This is a genomic window from Kitasatospora sp. NPDC096140, assembly GCF_040303045.1.
GTDB lineage: Bacteria > Actinomycetota > Actinomycetes > Streptomycetales > Streptomycetaceae > Kitasatospora.
Window position 1 is genome coordinate 14,035 of sequence record NZ_JBEOUW010000004.1, and the last position, 17,817, is coordinate 31,851.

The 17,817-nt window shown below is 70.7% G+C and carries 15 protein-coding genes and 1 tRNA gene; 14 read left to right on the plus strand and 2 right to left on the minus strand.

The window, feature by feature from the left end; genetic code table 11:
• The 3 genes from ABT048_RS04775 to ABT048_RS04785 all read left to right on the plus strand — a co-directional run bounded on the left by ABT048_RS04775 (nt 1) and on the right by ABT048_RS04785 (nt 3,255).
• Nucleotides 1–567, plus strand: coding sequence for a TetR/AcrR family transcriptional regulator (locus tag ABT048_RS04775; protein ID WP_350519867.1), 567 nt, complete (start codon nt 1–3; stop codon nt 565–567).
• Between the two features lie 107 nt (nt 568–674).
• Nucleotides 675–2,132: an MFS transporter gene (locus tag ABT048_RS04780; protein ID WP_350519868.1), complete on the plus strand. Its 1,458-nt coding sequence runs from the start codon at nt 675–677 to the stop codon at nt 2,130–2,132.
• A gap of 79 nt (nt 2,133–2,211) precedes the next feature.
• Nucleotides 2,212–3,255 carry a UDP-N-acetylmuramate dehydrogenase gene (locus ABT048_RS04785; protein ID WP_350519869.1) on the plus strand — a complete coding sequence of 348 codons (1,044 nt, stop codon included), beginning with the start codon at nt 2,212–2,214 and terminating at the stop codon, nt 3,253–3,255.
• A 70-nt stretch (nt 3,256–3,325) separates the two neighbouring features.
• On the opposite strand, the gene ABT048_RS04790 is transcribed toward ABT048_RS04785, so the two are convergent.
• Nucleotides 3,326–4,399: an adenosine deaminase gene (locus ABT048_RS04790; protein WP_350519870.1), complete on the minus strand. Its 1,074-nt coding sequence runs from the start codon at nt 4,397–4,399 to the stop codon at nt 3,326–3,328.
• 109 nt (nt 4,400–4,508) lie between these two features.
• Nucleotides 4,509–5,756, minus strand: a complete 1,248-nt coding sequence (locus tag ABT048_RS04795; RefSeq protein ID WP_350519871.1) for a pyridoxal phosphate-dependent aminotransferase — start codon at nt 5,754–5,756, stop codon at nt 4,509–4,511.
• A gap of 285 nt (nt 5,757–6,041) precedes the next feature.
• Between ABT048_RS04795 and ABT048_RS04800 the strand changes: the two genes are divergently transcribed.
• The 11 genes from ABT048_RS04800 to rpoB all read left to right on the plus strand — a co-directional run bounded on the left by ABT048_RS04800 (nt 6,042) and on the right by rpoB (nt 17,797).
• Nucleotides 6,042–6,114, plus strand: a tRNA-Trp gene (locus ABT048_RS04800).
• A gap of 150 nt (nt 6,115–6,264) precedes the next feature.
• Nucleotides 6,265–6,624: a preprotein translocase subunit SecE gene (secE, locus tag ABT048_RS04805; RefSeq protein WP_350519872.1), complete on the plus strand. Its 360-nt coding sequence runs from the start codon at nt 6,265–6,267 to the stop codon at nt 6,622–6,624.
• Nucleotides 6,625–6,834: 210 nt separating this feature from the next.
• Nucleotides 6,835–7,695 carry a transcription termination/antitermination protein NusG gene (gene nusG, locus ABT048_RS04810; RefSeq protein ID WP_350519873.1) on the plus strand — a complete coding sequence of 287 codons (861 nt, stop codon included), beginning with the start codon at nt 6,835–6,837 and terminating at the stop codon, nt 7,693–7,695.
• 165 nt (nt 7,696–7,860) lie between these two features.
• A complete protein-coding gene (rplK, locus tag ABT048_RS04815; protein WP_350519874.1) occupies nt 7,861–8,295 on the plus strand; it encodes a 50S ribosomal protein L11 in 435 nt (144 codons plus the stop codon).
• Nucleotides 8,296–8,371: 76 nt separating this feature from the next.
• Entirely contained in the window at nt 8,372–9,094 is a 723-nt protein-coding gene (gene rplA, locus ABT048_RS04820) for a 50S ribosomal protein L1 (protein WP_329930358.1), read from the plus strand.
• A 225-nt stretch (nt 9,095–9,319) separates the two neighbouring features.
• On the plus strand, nt 9,320–10,102 hold the full coding sequence (locus tag ABT048_RS04825; RefSeq protein ID WP_350519875.1) for a hypothetical protein: 783 nt from the start codon (nt 9,320–9,322) through the stop codon (nt 10,100–10,102).
• A gap of 134 nt (nt 10,103–10,236) precedes the next feature.
• Nucleotides 10,237–11,079 carry an SCO4651 family lipoprotein gene (locus ABT048_RS04830; protein WP_350519876.1) on the plus strand — a complete coding sequence of 281 codons (843 nt, stop codon included), beginning with the start codon at nt 10,237–10,239 and terminating at the stop codon, nt 11,077–11,079.
• A gap of 268 nt (nt 11,080–11,347) precedes the next feature.
• Nucleotides 11,348–12,214 (plus strand): SCO4651 family lipoprotein, encoded by an 867-nt coding sequence (locus tag ABT048_RS04835; protein WP_350519877.1) that lies wholly within the window; start codon nt 11,348–11,350, stop codon nt 12,212–12,214.
• Nucleotides 12,215–12,565: 351 nt separating this feature from the next.
• Nucleotides 12,566–13,129, plus strand: coding sequence for a 50S ribosomal protein L10 (gene rplJ, locus ABT048_RS04840; RefSeq protein ID WP_045693068.1), 564 nt, complete (start codon nt 12,566–12,568; stop codon nt 13,127–13,129).
• 88 nt (nt 13,130–13,217) lie between these two features.
• A complete protein-coding gene (gene rplL, locus ABT048_RS04845) occupies nt 13,218–13,601 on the plus strand; it encodes a 50S ribosomal protein L7/L12 (protein WP_350519878.1) in 384 nt (127 codons plus the stop codon).
• Between the two features lie 719 nt (nt 13,602–14,320).
• Complete coding sequence (gene rpoB / locus ABT048_RS04850; protein WP_350519879.1) at nt 14,321–17,797, plus strand: DNA-directed RNA polymerase subunit beta; 3,477 nt, start codon at nt 14,321–14,323, stop codon at nt 17,795–17,797.
• Nucleotides 17,798–17,817 lie beyond the last annotated feature (20 nt).

The window sequence follows — 17,817 nt, forward strand, 5'->3', positions numbered from 1 at the left end:
ATGGCGAGGTCGAGCATGAGGATGAGTGCGGAGGAGCGGCGCGAGAGCGTCGTCCGTGCCGCGATGATCGAGTTCGCCCGGGGTGGCTACCGGGGCACCTCCACCGAGGCGATCGCCCGCCGGGTGGGCGTCTCGCAGCCGTACCTGTTCCGGCTGTTCCCGGGCAAGCAGGCCATCTTCGAGGCGGCCGCCGAACGCTGCGTGGAGGAGACCTGGCGGGTCTTCGACGAGGCCTCGGCCGGTCTGACCGGTGAGGCGGCCGCCGAGGCGATGTCCGGGGCGTACATGGGGCTGGTCGAGGACCGTGACCAGCTCATGATGCAGATGCAGCTCTACGTCTCGGTGTTCGCGGCCAGGGCGTCCGGCGAGGAGGAGATCGGGGAGAGCGCCCGGCGGCTCTGGGAGGGCCTGTTCGAGCGGGTCAGGATCCGGATCGGCGGCGACATGCGGGACACCACGCAGTTCTTCGCGCACGGGATGCTGATCAACACCCTGGTGGCCCTGGGCTTCCCGCCGGACCACCGGATCTGGACCGGTTTCGACGACAAGTGCGACAAGGCCGAGTAGGCGGGCCGCACGGTGGCGTCCGTGCGGCCTCTTTTCGGCCCCCGAAAGTTATTGAGCGATAACTACCTGAGACTCCTGGAACACCCGAGAGGAACCTGGGGGAAGTCATGACGGAGAAACCGGTCCTCGGCAGGACCGCGATCTGGACCCTGGTGATCGTCAGCGCGGCCGGCTTCATGGCCGCCCTGGACAACCTGGTGGTCACCACCGCACTGCCGTCGATCCGCGAGGAGCTCGGCGGCGGGCTGTCCGACCTCGAATGGACGGTCAGCGCCTACACCCTGAGCTTCGCCGTGCTGCTGATGTTCGGCGCCGCCCTCGGCGACCGCTTCGGCCGCCGGAGGATCTTCCTGGTCGGCCTGGCGATCTTCACGGCCGGCTCCGCCGGGGCCGCCCTCTCCCCGGAGATCGGCGAGCTGATCGCCGCCCGGGCGGTCCAGGGCGTCGGAGCCGCGGTGATGATGCCGCTCACCCTCACCCTGCTCACCGCGGCCGTGCCCGAGGCCAAGCGGGGGCTGGCCTTCGGTATCTGGTCGGGCGTCAGCGGCCTCGCCGTCGCCGCCGGACCGCTGATCGGCGGCTCGCTGACCGAGCACTTCTCCTGGCAGTGGATCTTCTGGGTGAACGTCCCGGTCGGCCTCGTCCTGCTGCCGCTGGCCTTCCGCCGGCTCGGCGAGAGCCGCGGCGCGGACGGGGCCCTGGACGTGCCCGGAACGGCGCTGGTCAGCCTGGGGATGTTCGGGGTGGTGCTCGGCCTGATCCGCGGCAACCCGGACGGCTGGACCAGCCCGCTGGTCCTCGGCGCCCTGATCGGCGGCGTCGTGCTGCTGGCCGCCTTCGTCCGGTACGAGCAGCGCGTGGCCGCCCACCCGATGCTGCCGATGCGGCTCTTCCGCAGCCGCACCTTCTCGGCCGTCAACGCCGCCAGCCTGCTGATGTACCTCGGGATGTTCGGCTCGATCTTCCTGATCAGCCAGTACCTCCAGGGGGTCGGCGGCTACAGCCCGCAGGAGGCCGGCATCCGGATGCTGCCCTGGACGGCGATGCCGCTGCTGGTCTCGCCGATCGCGGGCATCGTCTCCGACCGGATCGGCGGCCGGCCGATCGTGGTGGCCGGGCTGGCGCTCCAGGCGATCGGCCTCGCGCTGTTCGGCCTCGTCGCGGACGGCGGCGGCTTCGACTACGCCGCGCAGGTCCCGGTCATCGTGATCTGCGGGATCGGGATGTCGCTGTACTTCGGCCCGACCGCCCAGCTGGTGATGGCGAGCGTCCGGCCGAAGGAGCAGGGCATCGCCTCCGGTGCCAACAACGCGCTGCGCGAGGTCGGCGGGGCGCTCGGGGTCGCCGTGCTCTCGGCGGTCTTCTCGGCGCAGGGCGGCTACGAGTCGGCCCGGTCCTTCGCGGACGGGCTGGTGCCCGCCCTGTACGTCGGCGCGGCGGCCGTCGGGGCCGGGGCGTTCGCCGCGGCGCTCATCCCGCGCCGGCGCGGGGCCGGGGCGGCGGTCGCGGGCCGGGCCGCCGACGGGCAGCCGGCGGCGGGCCGGGCCGGGGCGGCCCGGGTCTGAGCCGGTGGCGGACCCGCACCGGACCGGGGCGGGGGAAGGGCGGCCGGGGGGCCGCCCTTCCCCCCGTACGCTGGTGGGCGTGCTGGTAGAAAACGACGCCCCCCTCGCCCCGCTGACCACGCTCCGGCTCGGCGGCCCGGCCCGCCGCCTGGTGACCGCCCACACCGACGACGAGGTGATCGCCGCCGTCCGCGAGGCCGACGCGGCCGGCGAGCCGCTGCTGGTCCTCGGCGGCGGCTCCAACCTGGTGATCGGCGACGCCGGCTTCCCCGGCACCGTGCTGCGGATCGCCACCGCCGGTTTCGCCCTGGACGGCACCGTGCTGGAGCTGGCGGCCGGCGAGGTGTGGTCGGAGGCGGTCGCCCTGGCGGTGCGCGAGCACGGCCTGGCCGGCATCGAGTTCCTGGCCGGCATCCCCGGCTCGGCCGGCGCCACCCCGGTGCAGAACGTCGGCGCGTACGGCCAGGAGGTCGCCCAGACGATCACCGAAGTGGTCGCCTACGACCGCACCGCCGACGAGGTGGTCACGCTCTCGAACGCCGAGTGCGCGTTCTCCTACCGGCACAGCCGGTTCAAGGCCGAGCCGGACCGCTACGTGGTGCTGCGGGTCCGGTTCGCCCTGGCGGACCACGCCGGCCTCTCCAGCCCGGTCAAGTACGCCGAGGTGGCCAAGCACTTCGGGGTCGGACAGGACGAGCGGGTGCCGCTGGCCGAGGCCTTCGAGGCGGTGCTGGGGCTGCGGGCCGGCAAGGGCATGGTGCTGGACCCGGCGGACCACGACACCTGGTCGGCGGGCTCCTTCTTCACCAACCCGGTGCTCACGGCCGCGCAGTACGAGTCCTTCCGGACCCGCCCGGGCACCGAGAACGCCCCCGCCTACCCGGCCCCGGAGGGCTGCACCAAGACCTCGGCGGCCTGGCTGATCGACAAGGCCGGCTTCGGCAAGGGCTACGGCAGCGGCCCGGCGACCCTCTCCACCAAGCACACCCTGGCGCTCACCAACCGCGGCTCGGCCACCGCCGAGGACCTGCTGGCCCTGGCCCGGGAGATCCGGGACGGGGTCCGCGAGGCCTTCGGGGTGGAGCTGGTGAACGAGCCGGTGATGGTGGGCGTCGCGCTCTAGCGCGGCGCTCCGGCCGCGCTGCGCGGCGCGATCCGGCGGCGCGATTCCGCGGTGCGGCCCGGCGGCGCGCCTAGGGTGCCGCGGCGGCGGTGACGGGCGCGTCCGCGGGGGCGTGCCCGTTCGCCAGCCAGGCGTCGATGTCCGCCAGCAGCTCCTTGCGGACGGCCTCCGGCGCGACCGAGCCGCGCACCGACTGCCGTGCCAGCTCGGCGAGTTCGGCGTCGTCGAAGCCCAGGACGTCCCGGGCCAGGTCGTACTGGGCGGCCAGGCGGCTGCCGAACAGCAGCGGGTCGTCCGCGCCCAGCGCCAGCGGCACGCCGGCGTCGAAGAGCTTGCGCAGCGGGACCTCCTCGGGGCTCTCGTAGACGCCGAGCGAGACGTTGGAGGACGGGCACACCTCGCAGGTGATCTGCCGGGCCGCCAGCCGCTCCATCAGCCGCGGGTCCTCGGCGGCCCGGACGCCGTGGCCGATCCGGCCGGCGTCCAGGTCGTCCAGGCAGTCCCGGACGGACTCCGGGCCGGCCAGCTCCCCGCCGTGCGGGGCGGCCAGCAGGCCGCCCTTGCGGGCGATCGCGAAGGCCCGGTCGAAGTCCCGGGCGAGGCCGCGGCGCTCGTCGTTGGAGAGGCCGAAGCCGACCACCCCGTGGTCGGCGTAGCGGACGGCCAGCCGGGCCAGCGTCCGGGCGTCCATCGGGGACTTCATCCGGTTGGCCGCGACCAGCACCCGGATGCCCACCCCGGTGGCCCGGGCGGCCTGGTCCACCGCGTCCAGGATCAGCTCCAGCGCCGGGATCAGCCCGCCGAGCCGGGGTGCGTACGAGGTCGGGTCGACCTGGATCTCCAGCCAGCGGGAGCCGTCCCGCCGCTCGTCCTGCGCGGTCTCCAGGACCAGCCGGCGGATGTCCGTCTCGTCCCGCAGCACCGAGCGGGCGGTGTCGTACAGGCGCTGGAAGCGGAACCAGCCGCGCTCGTCGGTGGCCCGCAGCCTGGGCGGTTCGCCGGAACTCAGTGCCTCCGGCAGCCGGACGCCGTGCTTGTCGGCCAGCTCCAGCAGCGTGGCGGGTCGCATCGAGCCGGTGAAGTGCAGGTGCAGGTGGGCCTTCGGGAGGCCCCTGACGTCTCGCGGGTTCAACAGGCGTTCCATTCACCGATACTGCCGTATGCGGCCCCAGAACGGGAACCGCCCTCTTTTCGTCCCCCGAAGGGGTGAAAGAGGGCGGTGTGCCGGGTGAATCCCGAATGTCTGCTTGACGTCAGTCGCGGGCCTCGGCCAGCAGCTTCTGGATCCGGCTGATGCCCTCGACCAGGTCGTTGTCGCCGAGCGCGTAGGAGAACCGCAGGTAGCCGGGGGTGCCGAAGGCCTCGCCGGGGACGGCGGCGACCTCGACCTCGTCCAGGATCAGACCCGCCAGCTCGGCGGAGGTCTGCGGACGCTTGCCGCGGATCTCCTTGCCCAGCAGGCCCTTGACCGACGGGTACGCGTAGAACGCGCCCTGCGGCTCGGGGCAGACGACGCCGTCGATCTCGTTGAGCATCTTCACGATGGTCTGGCGGCGACGGTCGAAGGCGGTGCGCATCTCGTGCACGGCCGAGAGGTCGCCCGCGACGGCGGCGATCGCGGCGCGCTGGGCGACGTTGGAGACGTTCGAGGTGGCGTGCGACTGCAGGTTGGTCGCGGCCTTGATGACGTCCTTGGGGCCGATCACCCAGCCCACCCGCCAGCCGGTCATCGCGTAGGTCTTGGCGACACCGTTGACCACGATGCACTTGTCGGCCAGCTCGGGCAGCAGGGCCGGCAGCGAGGTGAACTCGGCGTCGCCGTAGACCAGGTGCTCGTAGATCTCGTCGGTGAGCACCCACAGGCCGTGCTCCAGCGCCCAGCGGCCGATCGCCTCGGCCTCGGCCCGGGTGTACACCGCGCCGGTCGGGTTGGACGGCGAGACGAACAGCACCACCTTGGTGTTCTCGGTGCGGGCGGCCTCCAGCTGCTCGACCGAGACCTTGTAGCCGGTGGTCTCGTCGGCCACGACCTCCACCGGGACGCCGCCGGCCAGCTGGATCGACTCCGGGTAGGTGGTCCAGTACGGGGCCGGGACGATGACCTCGTCACCCGGGTCCAGGATCGCGGCGAAGGCCTCGTAGATCGCCTGCTTGCCACCGTTGGTGACCAGTACCTGGGAGGCGTCCACCTCGTAGCCGGAGTCGCGCAGCGTCTTGGCGGCGATCGCGGCCTTCAGCTCGGGCAGGCCACCCGCCGGGGTGTACCGGTGGTTCTTCGGGTCGCGGCAGGCCTCGACGGCGGCCTCGACGATGTAGTCCGGCGTGGGGAAGTCGGGCTCGCCGGCACCGAAGCCGATGACCGGGCGGCCGGCGGCCTTGAGAGCCTTGGCCTTGGCGTCCACGGCGAGGGTCGCGGACTCGGCGATCGCGCCGATCCGGGCGGAGACCCGGCGGTCGGCGGGGCGGATGGACTGGTCGGGCTGCGGGGTGGAAGCGCTCATGCCTGCATCGTCGCAGAACCGGGACGGACCGGGCAGCGCGGTTCCAGTATCCGTACGGCTCCGTCCGGATCCCGGCGCCCGGCGATCCGTCGGCGGGCGCCCCGCCGGACCGGACATCCGCCGGGCGATCGATCGTCCCGGAAGAAGAGGTTCGACCAAACGCCCCTCGACCACGTACACTCGCTGCTCGACGGCCCGCCGAAAAAGACCGGAGCTTGAACCGCCTGTGCAGACAGCGGGGAGAGATGCGGTAGGTTGGTCGCCACCGGAGCCGCGAGGCACCGTAGGGCAATAGCTCAATTGGTAGAGCACCGGTCTCCAAAACCGGCGGTTGGGGGTTCGAGTCCCTCTTGCCCTGCTGCTAGATCCGCACTTAGCCCGTTCGCTCCACAGAGCGAGCGGGCTTGATGCGGAGATGGCACCGATCAGCACCGCTAAGCCGGCCGGTCGTGCTCCATCTAGGGTGCGCGGCGACGGTCCGGCAGGACCCGGATTCAGGTGAGGACGAGTGACGGAGACCACGGGCTCCACCGCAACGCCTGAGAGCGGCAACCCCGAGGGTGCCGACGGCGCTGCCGGGACCACGCCTGCCGAGGGCGAGGAGAAGGCGCTCTCGCGCCGCGACCGCAAGCGGGCCAACCGCTCGGGCGACAAGAAGTCCGGCAAGCGGGCCAAGAAGGGCCTGTTCGCCCGCATGGCGCTGTTCTACCGCCAGATCATCGCCGAACTGCGCAAGGTGGTCTGGCCCACCCGGAGCGAGCTCACCAACTACACCACCGTCGTGGTCGTGTTCGTCGTCGTCGTGATGGCCTTCGTGGCCGGTCTGGACTACGGCTTCTCCAAGCTGAGCCTCTGGATCTTCGGCTGACGCAGCCGACCACCTTCGAAACAACCTCCCGACCCGGGCCGACCTTCGGCCCGGGTCGAGCTGTCGGCGGAGGTCGTACGCGCCGTTACCGTTGACTCGGTACTGTTGAAGTCTCCGAGGCCTCATCCAGGCGCCCGCGCGAGCGGCAGCGCGCCGGGTCCGGTTCCGGAGCGCGCCACCTTCACCATCTCCAGGAAAGAAGCAGCCACCGTGTCTGAGTCCCCCCTGTACGACGCCGACGAGACCGTCCGCGAGGCGGATGTCGCCGCCGAGCTGGACGCGGCCGAGCTGGCTGACGACGTCGAGTCCGCCGAGCAGATCGTGGACGCCGCGGACAGCGACGAGGACGAGGTCGAGGCGTACGACGAGGCCGAGGCCGGCGAGCCCGCCGAGGAGGCCGCGCTGCACGAGGAGGGCGACGTCGAGGCCGCCGCCGAGGAGACCGAGGTCGAGGAGGCCGAGGAGGTCGACCCGGTCGCCAAGTTCCGCGAGGACCTGCGCTTCATGCCGGGCGAGTGGTACGTGATCCACACCTACGCCGGCTACGAGAACCGGGTGAAGCAGAACCTGGAGCAGCGCGCCGTCTCGCTGAACGTCGAGGAGTACATCTTCCAGGCCGAGGTGCCGCAGGAGGAGGTCGTCCAGATCAAGAACGGCGACCGCAAGACCATCCGCCAGAACAAGCTCCCCGGCTACGTCCTGGTGCGCATGGACCTCACCCCGGAGTCCTGGGGCGTCGTGCGCAACACCCCGGGTGTCACCGGCTTCGTCGGCAACGCCTACGACCCGTACCCGCTGACGCTGGACGAGGTCGTCAAGATGCTCGCCCCCGACGTCGAGCGCCAGGCGGCCAAGGAGGCCGGCAAGCCCTCGCCGGTCAAGCCGAGCGAGATCCAGGTGCTGGACTTCGAGGTCGGCGACTCGGTCACCGTCACCGACGGCCCGTTCGCGACCCTGCAGGCGACCATCAACGAGATCAACCCCGACTCGAAGAAGGTCAAGGGCCTGGTCGAGATCTTCGGCCGGGAGACCCCGGTCGAGCTCTCCTTCGACCAGATCCAGAAGAACTAGTCATACGGTCTTCGGATCCGGGGCGGGGCCGAGGGCCCTGCCCCGGATCCGTTTTGGTCCAGCGGCGCGGACGCGTTAGCCTGGTTCGATGTGTGTGCTGGCGGCCGGGTGTCGCCCCGGTTCCGCACGCACCAGCAATCACCTCTCGGAAGGACCCGGAGAGACATGCCTCCCAAGAAGAAGAAGGTCACGGGGCTTATCAAGCTCCAGATCAACGCCGGCGCGGCCAACCCGGCGCCGCCGGTCGGCCCCGCGCTGGGTCAGCACGGCGTCAACATCATGGAGTTCTGCAAGGCCTACAACGCTGCGACCGAGTCGCAGCGCGGCATGATCGTGCCGGTGGAGATCACGGTCTACGAGGACCGTTCCTTCACCTTCATCACGAAGACGCCGCCGGCCGCGCGCCTCATCCTGAAGGCCGCCGGTATCGAGAAGGGCTCCAGCGAGCCGCACAAGACCAAGGTCGCGAAGCTCACCAGCGCCCAGGTCCGCGACATCGCCACCGCCAAGATGCCCGACCTGAACGCCAACGACCTGGACGCCGCGGAGAAGATCATCGCCGGCACCGCCCGGTCGATGGGCATCACGGTCGAGGGCTGATCCCCTTCTCGTTCCCTGTGGTAGGGCCTGCGCAGGCCCGAGACACCACAACTCCAATCACCATTCAGGAGCAGCAGTGAAGCGCAGCAAGGCTCTGAAGGCCGCGGACGCCAAGGTCGACCGCGAGCGCCTTTACGCCCCCCTTGAGGCTGTCCGCCTCGCCAAGGCGACCAGCACCACCAAGTTCGACGGCACCGTTGAGGTCGCCATGCGTCTGGGCGTCGACCCGCGCAAGGCCGACCAGATGGTCCGCAGCACCGTGATCCTCCCGCACGGCACCGGTAAGACCGCTCGGGTCCTGGTCTTCGCGACCGGCGAGCGTGCCGAGGCCGCGCGTGCTGCGGGTGCCGACATCGTCGGTGCCGACGAGCTGATCGACGAGGTCGCGAAGGGCAAGCTGGACTTCGACGCCGTCGTCGCCACCCCGGACCTCATGGGCAAGGTCGGCCGCCTGGGCCGCGTGCTCGGTCCCCGTGGTCTGATGCCGAACCCGAAGACCGGCACCGTGACCCCGGACGTCGCCAAGGCTGTCAACGACATCAAGGGCGGCAAGATCGAGTTCCGCGTCGACAAGCACTCGAACCTGCACTTCATCATCGGTAAGGCCTCCTTCACCGACGAGCAGCTGGTCGAGAACTACGCCGCCGCGCTGGACGAGGTGCTCCGCGCCAAGCCGTCCGCCGCCAAGGGCCGCTACATCAAGAAGACCGCGTTCTCGACCACCATGGGCCCCGGCATCCTGGTGGACCCGAACCGCACCCGCAACCTCCTCGTCGAGGAGGACCCGGCCGCGGTCTGAGCCCCAGCGCTCTAGAGCAGTCCGTACGACGGGCCCGCACCCCCTTCACCGGGGGTGCGGGCCCGTCGTCGTTCCCGCGGTCGGAGCCGCTCCCGGAGCCGGGGCCGGGGGCGCGACGGGAGCGGCTGTCGGGCCGGGACCTGCCCGGATGGGAACGCATGCACGAACCGTCGTACGCTCTGCCGGTCAGATCATGTGGAGAGCCCGCGACCGACGGAGTGTGCCGTGCCGCCAGCCCCCCGCTCCGCCGCCCTGGCGGCCGTCCTGCTGCTGCTCGGCGCCGGCACCGGCTGCAGCCTGCTGGCCGTACCGGACACCGGCATGCCCGGCGTCCCCGCGGCCCTGCCGCCCAAGCAGGTGGTGCTCTCGGCCGCGCAGGCCCTGGACGACGCCGGCGGTGCCCGGATCGAGGTGGAGCGGGAGGGGCCCGAGGGGCGCCGCACCGCGAGCGGCACGCTGGTCTGGGGCCCCCGGGACGAGGCCGCGCTGACCGTCACCGACGAGGCGGGCACCGGGCAGCTGACGTCGAGGAACGGCGCGATCGACCTCGTCTACCAGGGCGGCGCGGCCAAGCACGCCGACCGGGCCGGCGCCGAGTCGCTGGACCCGACGGCCGGCCCCGATCCGGACGGCTACGCGGGCGGCTGGACGACCGCGCTGGTCACCGACCCGGGCAGCCGCGCCTACGCGATCGCCCAGGCCGTCCCGCTCGGATCGCTCGGCGGCGAGCAGCTGGCCGGCACGACCGTCGCGCACTACCAGGGCACCGTGTCGGTGGACGGATTCTTCGGCGCGGACCGGGAGTCGAGCCCGCAGCGGCGCGCGGCCGCGGTCGACTGGTACCGGCAGCGCGGGGTCACGACGATCGGCTTCGACGTCTGGGTGGGGCCCGGCGAGCGGCTGATGAGACTGCGCGAGACGGTCCGGGGCACCGCCGGAACCACCGTGACCACGACGGACGTCCCGTCCTCCGGGACGGGCGACGCGTCGCCCGCCGCGGACGGCTGACGGGATGCCCGAAATCCGGTGAGTGACGGCTCGGGAGATCCGTTAGAGTCCGGCTGGGAATGACTGGGAGAGACCTGGGAAGAGCCGGGAACCGGCTCCTGTCCGGGTCGACGATGATCTTCACGGGGGACTTCATGCGCGCTGTGCGCCTCGCCTCGGCCGTCGCGACGACGGTCGTCCTGCTCGGTGCGGTCACCGCCTGCAGCAGCAGCAAGGGCGGCAACGACGCCAAGGCCGGCGACGCCAAGGGCGGCGGCGACCCGATCGCGGCGGCGTTGACCGGGGACCCGAAGGCGGCGCTGGCCGCCTCCGCGCTGGTCATGCAGAAGGCCGGCAACGGCAAGGTCACCATGGTCGCCCCGGACGACGCCAAGGGCGGCGGCACCGGCGACGCCGACTGGAAGGACCCGGCCAAGGCCGCCGTGGACCTGGTCGGCGACATGGGGGGCAAGAAGCTCCGGATCCGGGTGGTCGGGCCGGACGCCTACCTCGGCGGCGACGACGCGGCCGCGGTCCTGGGCGGGAAGCACTGGGTGAAGCTGCCCGCCGGGAACGAGGCCGGGGACGGCTTCCGGGCGGCGGGCCAGATGCTGAACCCGGTCGTCCTGCTCACCGTCGCGGCCCAGGGCGGCAAGCCGACCAAGGTCGGCCAGGAGGACCTGAAGGGCACCCCGACCACCCACCTGCGGGCGGTCGAGGAGACCTCCACCCTGGTGGCCGGGATGTCGGGGCTCCCCGAGGAGCAGCGCAAGGCCGTCCAGAAGACGCTGGAGGAGGACGGCAAGACCCTCACCTTCGACTTCTGGCTGAACGCCAAGCAGGAGCTCGTCCAGTACCAGGAGTACGGCGACACGAACGGTGCGAAGGAGGCCGTCACGGTCACCTACTCGGACCTCGGCAAGGCCGCCGCGATCACCGCGCCCGCCGCCGCCGACCTCGGCGACCAGGCCGAGCTCCTCAAGCTGCTCGGCAGCTGATCCGGCCGTCGCCCACCCGGACCGCGCCGTCCCGGTGACCGCCACCACCCGGAGCCGTCCGACGTGGTGGCGTCCACCGAGCCCGCGGAGCCCGGAGGAGGGCGCCACCGGCCGACCGCGCGCACGGCCCCGGCTCGGCCGACCCGGTGGATCCGGCCGGACCGGCCCGATCGCCGAGGGGGCCGCCACCGCGCGGGCCGGTGACGGGTGGCAAGGTGGCGGGACGAGGGCCGTCGTCGGACGGAGCAGGGTGAGGAAGGGAACGGACGTGGCGGGACGGCAGCGGTTGGCGGCAGTGGCCGTCGTCGCCCTGCTGGCGAGCGGGCTGAGCGGCTGCGGCGGGGGAGCCGACGGCTCGGCCGCGCCGTCCGGCAGCCCGACCCCGACCAGCGCGTCGCCGACCGCCTCCGCGGCCAAGCCGACCGACCGCTCCCCGCACGGCGTGCTGCTCTCCGCCCAGCTGGCCATGCAGACCGCCCGCCGGGCCAAGGTCAGCTACCGGCTCGGCGCGGACGCCGGATCCGGCCCGCTGTTCTGGCAGCCGAAGACGGCGCTGCAGGTCAAGCGCTCCACCCCGGCCGACGCCGAGCAGCTGATCGTGGTGGACACCGTCGCCTACCAGGGCGGCGACGCGGCCACCGCGGCCCGGCAGGGCGGCCGGCACTGGGAGCGCTTCACCGTCCCGCCGGACCCGGACGGCCGCAAGGAGATCCCGTACGCCGGGCTGATCGACCTGCTGAACCCGGTGGAGGCGCTGGCCGCGGCCACCGCCGACGGGACGGACCCCGCCTTCGTCGGCGAGGAGAAGTACGAGGACTCGACCGTCGAGCACTACCGGGTCACCACCAACGCCGAGCGGTACGCGGCCGCCCAGACCCAGCTGCCCCAGGCCCGCCGGGACGGCCTGCGGGCCGCGCTCGCCCCCGGCGGTTCGCTCTTGCTCACCCTGGACCTCTGGCTCAACGACAAGGACCAGCTGGTGCGGCTCCAGCGCACCGGCAGCGGGGACAGCGGCCGGGCGGACGACTCGGTGCTCTACACCGACCTGGCCGGCGCCCTGCTCTCGGCGCAGGCGCCGGCCGAGACGGACACCGCGGACACCGGCGTGCGGACGGTCTCCCCGCTGGCCCGCTGAGCCGCTCCGGGGTTGCTCCGTCCGAGGGCGATTTGCACCTCGCGGACGCGTCCGGCTAATCTGGCCGAAGCCAAAGACCGCTGGTTGTCGCCGGGCGCCCGAGAGGGAGTCGGTGGCCGAAGGATCTGCGATTCGTCGCAGGCAGCCCGCGCAGGTGTGTCTGGAGCTTCGACTTCCGGGTCTCGCGTTCGCGCGGCAGCCCGTCGAGGTCGTTCCGAGCCCCGTGCCCCTGCGCATCGGGGCTCATTGCATTTCTGCAAGGGCTTTCCTTCCGTCCAGCCGGTCAGCGGCAGAATTGGTCGACTTTCGTGGTCGGCCTGACTTCGACATCACGGAAGGAGGCGTAAGCCTATGGCCAGGCCCGACAAGGCTGCTGCCGTCGCCGAGATCACGGACAAGTTCCGTGGCTCCTCCGCGGCGCTGCTGACCGAGTACCGCGGTCTCTCGGTGAAGCAGGTCAAGACCCTGCGTCGCTCGCTCGGCGACAACGCCGAGTACGCCGTGGTGAAGAACACGCTGACCAAGATCGCGGCCAATGAGGTCGGGATCACGGAGCTCGACGACCTGTTCAACGGTCCGACGGCTGTCGCCTTCGTCACCGGTGACCCGGTGGAGTCGGCGAAGGCTCTGCGTGACTTCGCCAAGGAGAACCCCGCTCTCATCATCAAGGGCGGTGTCCTTGACGGTAAGGCGCTGTCCGCCGATGAGATCAAGAAGCTCGCGGACCTTGAGTCCCGCGAGGTGCTGCTCGCCAAGCTGGCGGGTGCCCTGAAGGCCAAGCAGTCCCAGGCTGCCGCGCTCTTCCAGGCCCTGCCGTCGAAGCTCGTCCGCACTGTGGACGCGCTGCGCGACAAGGTCGAGCAGGGCGGTGCCGGTACGCCGGCTCCCGCCGCCGAGGACGCTGCCGCCGAGTAATTCGGCAGGCTCACGCCTCGCTGCGGGCCCGTGCCCGCCCAACCCGTACATCCGGCACCACCTGCCGATTTAGTGGAAGGACGCCATCATGGCGAAGCTGTCCCAGGACGAGCTGCTCGCGCAGTTCGAGGAGCTCACCCTCATCGAGCTGGCCGCCTTTGTGAAGGCCTTCGAGGAGAAGTTCGACGTCACCGCTGCCGCCCCGGTCGCCGTTGCCGCCGCCGGCGTTGCCGGCCCGGCCGCCGAGGCCGCTGAGGAGCAGGACGAGTTCGACGTCATCCTCGACGGTGCCGGCGACAAGAAGATCCAGGTCATCAAGGAGGTGCGCACCCTGACCTCCCTCGGCCTGAAGGAGGCCAAGGACCTCGTTGACACCGCTGGTGCCAAGGTCCTGGAGAAGGTTGCCAAGGACGTTGCCGAGAAGGCCAAGGCTGCCCTTGAGGGTGCCGGCGCCAAGGTCACCGTCAAGTGATCTTGCGCCCCCTCTGAGGGGGCGTGCGGCCGGGCCGACCACCCTCACGGGTGGTCGGCCCGGCCTTTTCGCGTTCCCGGGGGCGGGCCCCCGTCCGGCCCCGTTCCGGGCCCCGCTCCGGGCCCCGTTCCGCCGTCCGGGTCGATGCGCCCCACCGGTGTGGCCGATCGCGCACTCGGCAGTGTCGGTGGTGAGGGGTATGGTGATCAACGTCGTCGGGGCGGTCCCCACCACGGCTTCTGTAACGCCGGAGGGGATCCGACCGATGGACGGGGCGAGGTCCGCACCGTCGGCGGGCCCTTGACGAACCAGGCGCGGCGCGCGATTCTCAAGGCGCGAGTCCGCCCGGTTGGTCCGCTGCTGGATGCATAACCAGTGGCCCGGCGGGAAATGACTCCACGTGAGTTAGAGCAGTACCCGGTGGGCGTCCGCGCTCACCGGCTACCGGGAGGAGTCTCCGATTCGGTCTCCGAATCAGAGCTGGACAGCAGTGTGGCCTTTGGCTACACTGTCCCTTTGCGCTGCCTGTTAGCTGCTCCGTGACTCGTCGCCCGGAGTTTGCGTTGCCCTGAAGGGGTCTGGCATCGCCTCCGCAAAGCGGCTCTGACCTGGGGTTTCGACTCCGGCAGAGGCCGGTGGCGATGGAGGCGGGACCAAGCCCAAGCAGGCCCGGCTGGTACGCGCGTAGTGAGCTCCGAGCCCTCGGAAGGACCCCCCTCTTGGCCGCGCCGCGCAACGCCTCGAACAATTCCGCCGCATCCACCGCCCCGCTCCGCGTCTCCTTCGCGAAGATCAAGGAGCCCCTTGAGGTCCCGAACCTCCTGGCCCTGCAGACCGAGAGCTTTGACTGGCTGCTCGGCAACGCGGCCTGGAAGTCCCGGGTCGAGGCGGCCCTGGAGAGTGGTCAGGACGTCCCCACCAAGTCCGGTCTGGAGGAGATCTTCGAGGAGATCTCCCCGATCGAGGACTTCAGCGGGTCGATGTCCCTGACCTTCCGCGACCACCGTTTCGAGCCGCCGAAGAACTCCATTGACGAGTGCAAGGACCGCGACTTCACGTTCGCGGCCCCGCTCTTCGTCACGGCCGAGTTCACCAACAACGAGACCGGTGAGATCAAGTCTCAGACGGTCTTCATGGGCGACTTCCCGCTCATGACCCACAAGGGCACGTTCGTGATCAACGGCACCGAGCGTGTCGTCGTCTCGCAGCTGGTCCGCTCCCCGGGTGTGTACTTCGACTCCACCCTGGACAAGGTGTCCGACAAGGACATCTACTCCTGCAAGGTCATCCCCTCGCGTGGTGCCTGGCTGGAGATGGAGATCGACAAGCGCGACATGGTCGGCGTCCGCATCGACCGCAAGCGCAAGCAGTCCGTCACCGTGCTGCTCAAGGCGCTCGGCTGGACCAACGAGATGATTCTCGAAGAGTTCGGCGAGTACGAGTCGATGCGCGCCACCCTGGAGAAGGACCACACCCAGGGCCAGGACGACGCGCTGCTGGACATCTACCGCAAGCTGCGTCCGGGCGAGCCGCCGACGCGCGAGGCCGCGCAGACGCTTCTGGAGAACCTGTACTTCAACCCGAAGCGCTACGACCTGGCCAAGGTCGGTCGTTACAAGGTCAACCGCAAGCTGGGCAACGCCGAGTCGCTGGACTCCGGCGTGCTCACCGAGCCCGACATCATCGGTGCGATCAAGTACCTGGTGAAGCTGCACGCGGGCGAGACCGAGTGGCGTGACGGCGACGGCCGCGACATCGTGGTCGAGGTCGACGACATCGACCACTTCGGCAACCGTCGCCTGCGCAACGTCGGCGAGCTCATCCAGAACCAGGTCCGTACGGGTCTCGCCCGTATGGAGCGCGTCGTGCGCGAGCGCATGACCACCCAGGACGTCGAGGCGATCACGCCGCAGACCCTGATCAACATCCGGCCGGTCGTCGCCTCCATCAAGGAGTTCTTCGGCACCAGCCAGCTGTCGCAGTTCATGGACCAGACGAACCCGCTGTCGGGCCTGACCCACAAGCGTCGTCTGTCCGCCCTCGGCCCCGGCGGTCTCTCCCGTGAGCGCGCCGGCTTCGAGGTCCGTGACGTGCACCCCTCGCACTACGGCCGCATGTGTCCGATCGAGACCCCCGAAGGCCCGAACATCGGTCTGATCGGGTCGCTGGCCTCGTACGGCCGGGTCAACGCGTTCGGCTTCATCGAGACGCCGTACCGCAAGGTCGTCGACGGTGTGGTCACCGAGCAGGTCGACTACCTGACCGCCGACGAGGAGGACCGCTACGTCATCGCGCAGGCGAACGCCCCGCTGACGGCGGAGCTGACCTTCGCCGAGCCGCGTGTCCTCGTCCGCCGCCGCGGCGGCGAGATCGACTACATCCCGGGCTCCGAGATCGACTACATGGACGTCTCGCCGCGCCAGATGGTGTCGGTCGCGACCGCCATGATCCCGTTCCTTGAGCACGACGACGCCAACCGCGCGCTCATGGGCTCCAACATGATGCGTCAGGCGGTGCCGCTGCTGAAGAGCGAGGCCCCGCTGGTCGGCACCGGCATGGAGTACCGCTGCGCCGTCGACGCCGCCGACGTCATCACCGCCGAGAAGGCCGGTGTCGTCCAGGAGGTCTCGGCCGACTACGTCACCGTGGCCAACGACGACGGCACGTACACCACGTACCGCGCCGCCAAGTTCACCCGCTCCAACCAGGGCACCGCCTTCAACCAGAAGGTGCTCGTGGACGAGGGCGCCCGGGTCGAGGTCAACCAGGTGCTGGCCGACGGCCCCTGCACCGACGAGGGCGAGATGGCCCTCGGCAAGAACCTGCTCGTGGCGTTCATGTCGTGGGAGGGTCACAACTACGAGGACGCGATCATCCTGTCGCAGCGCCTCGTGCAGGACGACGTCCTCTCCTCGATCCACATCGAGGAGCACGAGGTCGACGCCCGTGACACCAAGCTCGGCCCCGAGGAGATCACCCGGGACATCCCGAACGTCTCCGAGGAGGTCCTCGCCGACCTCGACGAGCGCGGCATCATCCGCATCGGCGCCGACGTCGTCACCGGCGACATCCTGGTCGGCAAGGTCACCCCGAAGGGTGAGACCGAGCTGACCCCCGAGGAGCGCCTGCTCCGCGCGATCTTCGGTGAGAAGGCCCGTGAGGTCCGCGACACCTCGCTGAAGGTGCCGCACGGTGAGTCCGGCAAGGTCATCGGCGTCCGCGTCTTCGACCGCGAAGAGGGCGACGAGCTGCCCCCGGGCGTCAACCAGCTGGTCCGCGTCTACGTGGCCCAGAAGCGCAAGATCACCAACGGTGACAAGCTCGCCGGCCGTCACGGCAACAAGGGCGTCATCTCCAAGATCCTGCCGGTCGAGGACATGCCGTTCCTGGAGGACGGCACCCCGGTCGACATCATCCTCAACCCGCTGGGTGTCCCGTCCCGAATGAACCCGGGACAGGTCCTGGAGATCCACCTCGGGTGGCTCGCCAAGCAGGGCTGGGACGTCTCCGGCCTCGCCGACGAGTGGGCCCAGCGCCTGCAGGCGATCGGCGCCGACCAGGTCGACGGTGGCACCAACCTCGCCACCCCGGTCTTCGACGGCGCCCGCGAGGACGAGATCACCGGCCTGCTGGACAACACCACCCTCACCCGTGACGGTGAGCGCCTGGTGAACTCCACCGGCAAGGCCCGGCTGTTCGACGGCCGCTCCGGCGAGCCGTTCCCGATGCCGGTCTCGGTCGGCTACATGTACATCCTCAAGCTGCACCACCTGGTCGACGACAAGCTGCACGCCCGTTCGACCGGCCCGTACTCGATGATCACCCAGCAGCCGCTCGGTGGTAAGGCGCAGTTCGGTGGTCAGCGCTTCGGTGAGATGGAGGTGTGGGCCCTTGAGGCGTACGGCGCGGCCTACGCGCTGCAGGAGCTGCTCACCATCAAGTCCGACGACGTGCTCGGCCGCGTGAAGGTCTACGAGGCCATCGTCAAGGGCGAGAACATCCCCGAGCCCGGCATTCCCGAGTCCTTCAAGGTCCTCATCAAGGAAATGCAGTCGCTCTGCCTCAACGTGGAGGTGCTGTCCTCGGACGGCCAGTCCATCGAGATGCGGGACTCCGACGAGGACGTGTTCCGCGCCGCCGAGGAGCTCGGCATCGACCTGTCCCGGCGCGAGCCGAGCAGCGTCGAAGAGGTCTGACGGAGGTGGGGCCGGCCGCA